A 7,110-nucleotide genomic window follows, 5' to 3' on the forward strand; every position below is an offset into this window, starting at 1 on the left:
ACAAACCGATGACCCGCCGACCCTATATTGTCGGAAACTGGAAGATGCATGGCACCCGTGCGATGCTGTCCGAAGCGCGGGCGATTGACCGTGCTGCCCAGCGCCACATGAAGGTCGAGGTGGCGCTGGCACCGCCTTACACGCTGATTCACCCGATTCACCGTGAGGCTGAACAGATCGCCGTGGGCGCGCAGGATTGCCACCACGCTGATGGCGGTGCTTTCACTGGTGACATTTCCGCCGCGATGGTCGCCGATGCCGGGGCCAAGTTCGTGATCCTTGGCCATAGCGAACGCCGCCAAGGGCATGGCGAAACCGATGCGCGGGTGCGCGCCAAAGCCGAAGCCGCGCTGGCCGCTGGCCTGCGGGTCATCATGTGCTGCGGCGAAAGCGCCAAGGCGCGCGAATCGGGTGAGGCTGTGGAGGTTGTCAAAAAGCAGCTCAAGGCATCGCTTCCGCCGACTGAATCGATGCTAGCCGATGTCGCTGATCGATTGACCGTGGCCTATGAACCGATCTGGGCAATCGGCACCGGCACGGCGGCAACGGTTGAGGATATTGGTGAAATGCACGCTGCAATCCGCGCGCTGCTGGTGGATCTGTTCGGTGATGAACAGGGGCCAGAGGTGCGGATCATCTATGGCGGGTCAGTGAAGCCGGAAAACGCTGCTGAAATCTTCGCCGTCCCCGAAGTTGGCGGTGCATTGATCGGCGGGGCAAGCCTGACCGCCGATAGTTTCATGGGCATCGCGCTCGCTGCGGGTGAGCCGTTCGAAAACTAGCAATCCAGCCTGTGGCCGGCGCGCTTTCTCGCGGACTTGTCGCGGGGGCGCACTCGGCCTACATGGCGGGCACCAGACGCAACCGGGCGCGCGCCGCCCTTCGCACGAGTTTTTTCTATGTCCTTGTTCATCTTCCTCACCGTGGTTCAGGCGATTGTCGCCGCAGCGCTGGTCGGTTCTGTCCTGATGCAGCGCTCCGAAGGGGGCGGGCTGGGCATCGGCGGCAACCCATCGGGCGGGATTGGTGCGCGCGGATCGGCGGATTTCCTGACCCGTGCGACGAAGTGGCTGGCCATCGTGTTTGTGGTGCTGTCGATCGTGCTCGCAGGCTTGGCTGTTCGCGAAAGCAGCGCAGTCAGCGTCACCTCCACGCTCGAACGCGGCGCGGCGGCCCCGGCAGCGCCCGATCTGCTGGCCGATCCGGTTGCGCCAACCCAATCGGCCCCGGCAGAGACGGTTCCGGCTGCTCCCGCCAGCGAAGATCCGCTCGCCGAATAGTGATTGCACTGGCGCGCGCGCGTCCGTTCAGCCCCTGAATCCGACAGCACTGTGGATGGCGCAGCATTTGCTGGCGCAATTCGCTTGCCCCGAATCCCTCTCGCAGCTTAAGGCTCAACTCCCATGGCGCGGTTCATTTTTATCACCGGCGGCGTGGTCTCCTCGCTTGGCAAAGGTCTGATGGCGGCAAGCCTCGCGGCGCTGTTGCAAGCGCGCGGCTATAAAGTCCGCATCCGCAAGTTCGATCCCTATCTCAACGTCGATCCGGGCACGATGAGCCCGTATCAGCACGGTGAGGTCTATGTTACCGATGACGGGGCCGAAACCGATCTCGATCTGGGGCATTACGAACGCTTTACCGGCGTATCCGCGCGGCAGAGCGACAATATCACCTCGGGCCGGGTTTACCGCGACATCATCGCCCGCGAACGGCGCGGCGATTACCTGGGCGCAACGGTGCAGGTGATCCCGCACGTCACCGACGCGATCAAGGAATTCGCGCTGGCCGAACAGGATGGCCTCGATTTCATCCTGTGTGAAATCGGCGGGACGGTGGGCGACATCGAATCGCTGCCCTTCATGGAGGCGATCCGGCAATTGCGGAACGAGCTGGAACCGCTGCAAACGCTCAGCGTCCACGTCACGCTGGTGCCCTATATCAAGGCGGCAGGTGAGCTGAAGACCAAGCCGACCCAGCATTCGGTGCGCGAACTCGCCAGCCTCGGGATCAAGCCTGATCTGCTGCTGTGCCGCGCCGAACACCCGATCCCCGAAACCGAACGCCGCAAGATCGCGCAGTTCTGCAACGTGCGCACCGAAGCGGTGATCCCCGCGTTGGACGCTCCATCAATCTATGCGGTGCCGCAACAATATCACGCCGAAGGGCTCGACCGCGAAGTGCTGCGCGCCTTCGGCATTACCGACGCGCCCGAACCGAATCTGGCGGCGTGGGACGATGTCAACGACCGCTATTTCAACCCAGAAGGCGAAGTTACCATCGCGGTGGTGGGCAAATATGTCGGGCTGCCGGACGCCTATAAAAGCCTCAACGAAGCATTGATCCACGGCGGGCTTGCCAACCGGGTGAAGGTCAACATCAAGTGGATCGACGCCGAAATCTTCGAAGGCGATGACGAATCGCAGATCATCGCCGCGCTCGATCCGATGCACGGCATTCTGGTGCCGGGCGGGTTTGGAACGCGCGGCAGCGAAGGCAAGATTTCAGCGGTGCGCTTCGCGCGTGAACGCGGGGTGCCATTCTTCGGTATCTGTCTGGGAATGCAGATGGCCTGCGTCGAAGGCGCGCGCGCGGCCGGCATCGCCGGGGCGTCCTCAACCGAATTCGGCGCGACTGATGCGCCCGTGGTCGGCATCATCACCGAATGGATGAGCCAGGAAGGCATTCAGCAACGCGAAGAAGGCGGCGATCTGGGCGGAACGATGCGGCTCGGCGCCTATCCGGCCAAGCTGAGCGCCAATAGCCATGTTTCGCGTATCTATGGCGGGGCGGAGCTGATTTCCGAGCGTCACCGTCACCGCTACGAAGTCAACAGCGCCTATATCGAACCGCTCGAGAAGCAGGGGCTGATCTTTGCCGGGATGTCCCCTGATGGCTTGCTGCCCGAAATCGTCGAGCGGCCTGATCATCCTTGGTTCGTCGGCGTGCAGTTTCACCCCGAGTTGAAATCCCGCCCGTTCGATCCGCACCCGCTGTTTGCCGGGTTCATCTCCGCGGCGCTGGAACAATCGCGCCTCGTCTGATTCGTTTTACCGCCGTTTTTCAAACACGCGTGCTTCATGAATATCGGGACGAGGGGGCTGTCGCCGTGGTTTCCGTTGCGTGATTGGCGAGTCGCTGGAATCCGAGAAGATTAACCTTGCGTGTTATTGCCATTCCGCATTAAACGCTTGGCGGGGTTCATGGTTTGACAGGGGCCGCATTGTTATTGCGGCCACATGGCTTTTCGCCGGGTTTAGGCAAAAGTCGTCTGGGGTTGGTTTCTCCTGGTACCTGCCAAATGCTTGGCCGGCATTGTCCGTCTTCTGCGACCCGGACGGATAGCGCCAGCCAGGGCGACGCAAGTCGCTGGGGGCGGATTGAAAAATCCGCCCCCTTTCGATCATCCAAAAATTTGCGAATAATCAGGCGGCGCTGGCAGCCTGATCGTCGTCATCGCTGGATGATGCCACCGCAGACAGCTGGCCCACGCCGCCAACCGCGATCTTGCGCGGTTTCATCGCGTCTGGCACTTCGCGCACCAGATCGATGGTCAGCAGGCCATCGGCCAGATCGGCGCGTTCCACCCGCACGAAATCGGCCAATTCGAACCGGCGCTCAAAGCCGCGATTGGCGATTCCGACATGGATCAGTTCAGCGCCGTCATCCTCCATCTCGTTGCGCTTTTTACCCTGCACGACCAGCAGGTTCTGCTGCGCGGTGATATCAATATCCTGCGTGCGGAAACCCGCCACGGCGAGCGTGATGCGGTAATTATCTTCGCCTCGGCGCGAGATGTTGAACGGCGGATAATTGTCACCCGCGTTCAAGCGCGCCTGGTTTTCGAGCAGGTCGAACAGCCGGTCAAAACCAACCGTGCTGCGGCGATAGGGGGTAAAATCAAAATGTGACATAATCTGCAAATCCTCTTGTTTGAGCAATCTGGTTCGACAGCGGGCCTGCCTCATGCAGCGCCCACTTTTGCTGCCACAACGTTCCCCAAGGCTGGCGGAACGCTGCGACAGTCTCTATTTGGTTTTTCGCACCATGGTTTCAAGAGGATCACAATGGCTCAGCCGCAAATCGACATCTACACCAAATTCGCCTGCCCTTACTGCGTGCGTGCGAAGCATTTGCTCAAGCAGAAGGGCGCGGCCTTCAAGGAATATGACATCACGCTGGGCGGGGCCAAGCGCGCCGAAATGCTGGCGCGCGCGCCCAATGCGCGGACAGTGCCGCAGATTTTCATCGGCGACACCCATGTGGGCGGATCGGATGATCTGGCGGCATTGGAGCGGGCTGGGCGGCTTGACGCGCTGCTGGCGGGCTGATGCCACGTATTGCGGTTCTCCAGATGTGTTCGGGTATCGACCCCGCTGCCAATCTGGCTGAAATCGAAAATGCTGCACGCAGGGCAGCGGATGAAGGTGCCTTGGTGCTGTTCACCCCGGAAATGTCGTTGCTACTCGATCGCAACCGCGAACGCGCGCGGGGTTGGATCGCATCAGACGCTCCATCGGAGGCCTGCGAGCACCTGTCATGCATCGCCGCCAAGCTGCATATCGATATCGCCATTGGTTCGATGCCGGTCATGGCGGTCAGCGGCAAATGGGCCAATCGCGCGCATTATTTCTATCCCGATCTCGGCCCGCCGGTCATCTATGACAAGATCCATATGTTCGACGTCGAACTGGCGACCGGCGAGGCGTGGCGCGAAAGCGCGGCCTATGAACCGGGCAGCGCGGTGGTGACGGTTGAAGATACGCCGGTCGGACGGCTTGGCTTGGCGGTCTGTTACGATATGCGCTTTCCCGCCTTGTTTGAAGCGCTCGGCAATCGGCATTGTGATTGCATCGCGGTGCCGGCCGCTTTCACCGTGCCGACCGGGCATGCGCATTGGCACGTCTTGCTGCGCGCCCGCGCTATCGAGGCGAGCGCCTTCGTGATTGCCGCGGCGCAGGTTGGCCGCCACGAGGATGGGCGCGCCACCTATGGCCACAGTCTGGTGATCGACCCGTGGGGCGAAGTGCTGCTCGACATGGGCGGCGATGCACCAGGGCTGGGGTTCTGCGACATTGATCTGGAGCGGGTGGCCGAAGTGCGCGCGCAGGTGCCCGCGCTTGCCAACCGCCGCAAAATCCCCAAAGCGTAACGGCGATGATTGTTTTCGACCTTTCCTGCGCAGACGGCCACCGTTTCGAAGGGTGGTTCGGCTCGTCCACCGATTTCGAGGAACAGTGCGCGCGCGGACTGCTGACCTGCCCGGCGTGCGGGTCGGCGGCGGTGAGCAAGGCACCGATGGCCCCTGCGGTTCCGGCCAAGGGCAATGCGCGGCCTGCTCGCGTAGCGGACGGCCCCACGCAGCAACTCGCCAACACACCGCTTTCGCCCAAGGTGCAAAAAGCCATCGCTGCGCTGGCCAAGGCGCAGGCCGAGGCGTTGAAGAACAGCACATGGGTGGGCGACAAATTCGCCGATGAAACCCGCAAGATGCATTACGGCGAACGCGACGAAGCGCCGATCCACGGACAGGCCAGCCTTGCCGAAGCAAGGGCGCTGATCGATGAAGGCGTGCCGGTTGCCCCGCTGCCATTTCCGGTCGCCCCGCCAGAAAAGTTGAATTGAAAGGAAAGGTGTCCCTGCTATTGGAGGCAACGGGACCCCGTAGCTCAGCCGGATAGAGCACCAGATTCCTAATCTGGGGGCCGCGCGTTCGAATCGCGCCGGGGTCACCATTTCTCGCCGCACCCTGCCCGATGCGGCGAGCGCCGTGGTCAGGCCAGAAAACCGGCCTTGCGTGCCATCGCGATCACGCCATCGGCCAGTTCAGCCGGGCGGTCTTCCTGGCTGAAATGGCCGCAGGTCTTGAGCATGGCATGGGGTTGCCCGGCCGCGCCCTTGATCCGTTCGGCCAGCATCGGCCCGGCTGCACCCAGCACCGGATCATCTTCACCGAACAGCGTCAGGAACGGCTTGTCGAACGCGGCAAGGCCCGCCCATGCTGCCTTGTTTTCAGCGACGCCGGGCTTGTCATCTTCAACCGGCACCAATTGCGGAAATGCGCGCGCGCCGGCCTTGGATGCCTCATCGGGGAAGGGGGCGTCATAGGCGGCGATTTCTGCGGGCGTCCGCGCGGTTGCCGTCGCCTGATCGAGCACTTTGCCGACATCGAAATCGGGCGAATTGAGCACAAATTCGCGCCATGCCAGAAATCCCGGTGATGCCTTGCCACCGCCTGCGGGCAGGAAGGTGTTGCTGGCGACCACAAAGGCAAAACGATCAGGCTGCTCGCCCAACATCCGCAGTCCCAGCAATCCACCCCAATCCTGACAGAACAATCCCGCGACGCCCGGCACCACCGCATCGCGCCATTGCTTCAACCAGGCGAGGTGGCGGGCATAGGTGTAGAATGCGACATCATCGGGCTTGTCGCTTTTGCCAAAGCCGATCAGGTCGGGCGCGAGGCAGCGAAACCCGGCGTCGACCAGCAGCGGGATCATCTTGCGATAGAGAAAGCTCCAGCTCGGTTCGCCGTGAAACAACAGCACTGGGGGCGCATCCTTTGGCCCTTCATCAAGATAATGCATCCGGCCTGAAAACCCTTCGCCAAGGTCAATGGTCAGCCAGTTTTCGGCAAAGGGGTAATCGGGCAGGGCGGCGAAACGCTCTGGATCGTGCGCGATGATCTGCATGTTGGCTTTCTCCTGTGATACATCACCCCCAACACCCATTGCGTATCAGATCGAAACGGGATTACCAGCACGCGCAGCCATCCCGCGACGGGCGCAATCAGGAGAGCAGACCGATAATGCCGCACGACACCCAAGACCTCGCCGAAATCCGTCGCGCCGTACGCGGTCTGTGCGAAGGGTTTCCCGGTGAATACTGGCGCGCGAAAGATGCGGTGCGCGCATATCCGGCGGAGTTCGTGGATGCTCTGACGCAGGCTGGCTTTCTTGCGGCGCTGATCCCGGCGGATCACGGCGGCAGCGGGTTAAGTCTTGAGGCGGCGTGCGTGATCATGGAGGAAATCCAGGCAAGCGGGTGCAACGGATCATCCGCCCATGCGCAAATGTATATCATGAACACGCTGCTGCGTTACGGCAGCGAGAG

Annotated in this window: 9 protein-coding genes and 1 tRNA gene; 8 read left to right on the plus strand and 2 right to left on the minus strand. The window is 61.9% G+C overall.

Features of this window, described 5'->3' with window-relative positions; all coding sequences use genetic code 11:
• Positions 1-8: 8 nt before the first annotated feature.
• From tpiA to pyrG, 3 genes are all read left to right on the plus strand, one after another.
• Complete coding sequence (gene tpiA, locus ABIE62_RS06355) at positions 9-782, plus strand: triose-phosphate isomerase (protein WP_354324487.1); 774 nt, start codon at positions 9-11, stop codon at positions 780-782.
• A 117-nt stretch (positions 783-899) separates the two neighbouring features.
• Entirely contained in the window at positions 900-1,280 is a 381-nt protein-coding gene (gene secG, locus ABIE62_RS06360) for a preprotein translocase subunit SecG (protein ID WP_354324489.1), read from the plus strand.
• Positions 1,281-1,403: 123 nt separating this feature from the next.
• Positions 1,404-3,041: a CTP synthase gene (gene pyrG, locus ABIE62_RS06365; RefSeq protein ID WP_354324491.1), complete on the plus strand. Its 1,638-nt coding sequence runs from the start codon at positions 1,404-1,406 to the stop codon at positions 3,039-3,041.
• A gap of 381 nt (positions 3,042-3,422) precedes the next feature.
• Here pyrG and ABIE62_RS06370 read toward each other — a convergent pair whose 3' ends face one another.
• Positions 3,423-3,911: an Hsp20 family protein gene (locus tag ABIE62_RS06370; RefSeq protein ID WP_354324493.1), complete on the minus strand. Its 489-nt coding sequence runs from the start codon at positions 3,909-3,911 to the stop codon at positions 3,423-3,425.
• Between the two features lie 153 nt (positions 3,912-4,064).
• On the opposite strand from ABIE62_RS06370, the gene grxC reads away from it, so the two are divergent.
• The 4 genes from grxC (at position 4,065) to ABIE62_RS06390 (ending at position 5,732) form a co-directional block, all read left to right on the plus strand.
• On the plus strand, positions 4,065-4,328 hold the full coding sequence (grxC, locus tag ABIE62_RS06375; RefSeq protein ID WP_354324495.1) for a glutaredoxin 3: 264 nt from the start codon (positions 4,065-4,067) through the stop codon (positions 4,326-4,328).
• A complete protein-coding gene (locus tag ABIE62_RS06380; RefSeq protein ID WP_354324496.1) occupies positions 4,328-5,149 on the plus strand; it encodes a carbon-nitrogen hydrolase family protein in 822 nt (273 codons plus the stop codon). The genes grxC and ABIE62_RS06380 overlap by 1 nt, the downstream gene beginning before the upstream one ends.
• Before the next feature lie 5 nt (positions 5,150-5,154).
• On the plus strand, positions 5,155-5,622 hold the full coding sequence (locus tag ABIE62_RS06385; RefSeq protein WP_354324498.1) for a DUF1178 family protein: 468 nt from the start codon (positions 5,155-5,157) through the stop codon (positions 5,620-5,622).
• 33 nt (positions 5,623-5,655) lie between these two features.
• Positions 5,656-5,732: transfer RNA gene (locus tag ABIE62_RS06390), tRNA-Arg, on the plus strand.
• 39 nt (positions 5,733-5,771) lie between these two features.
• On the opposite strand, the gene ABIE62_RS06395 is transcribed toward ABIE62_RS06390, so the two are convergent.
• Positions 5,772-6,689, minus strand: a complete 918-nt coding sequence (locus ABIE62_RS06395) for a haloalkane dehalogenase (protein ID WP_354324499.1) — start codon at positions 6,687-6,689, stop codon at positions 5,772-5,774.
• A 116-nt stretch (positions 6,690-6,805) separates the two neighbouring features.
• Here ABIE62_RS06395 and ABIE62_RS06400 point away from each other — a divergent pair.
• Positions 6,806-7,110 (plus strand): acyl-CoA dehydrogenase family protein (locus tag ABIE62_RS06400; RefSeq protein WP_354324501.1); only part of this gene is annotated, 305 nt, incomplete at its 3' end.

It is taken from the genome of Porphyrobacter sp. MBR-155, from assembly GCF_040547625.1.
In the GTDB taxonomy this organism is placed as follows: Bacteria; Pseudomonadota; Alphaproteobacteria; order Sphingomonadales; family Sphingomonadaceae; genus Erythrobacter.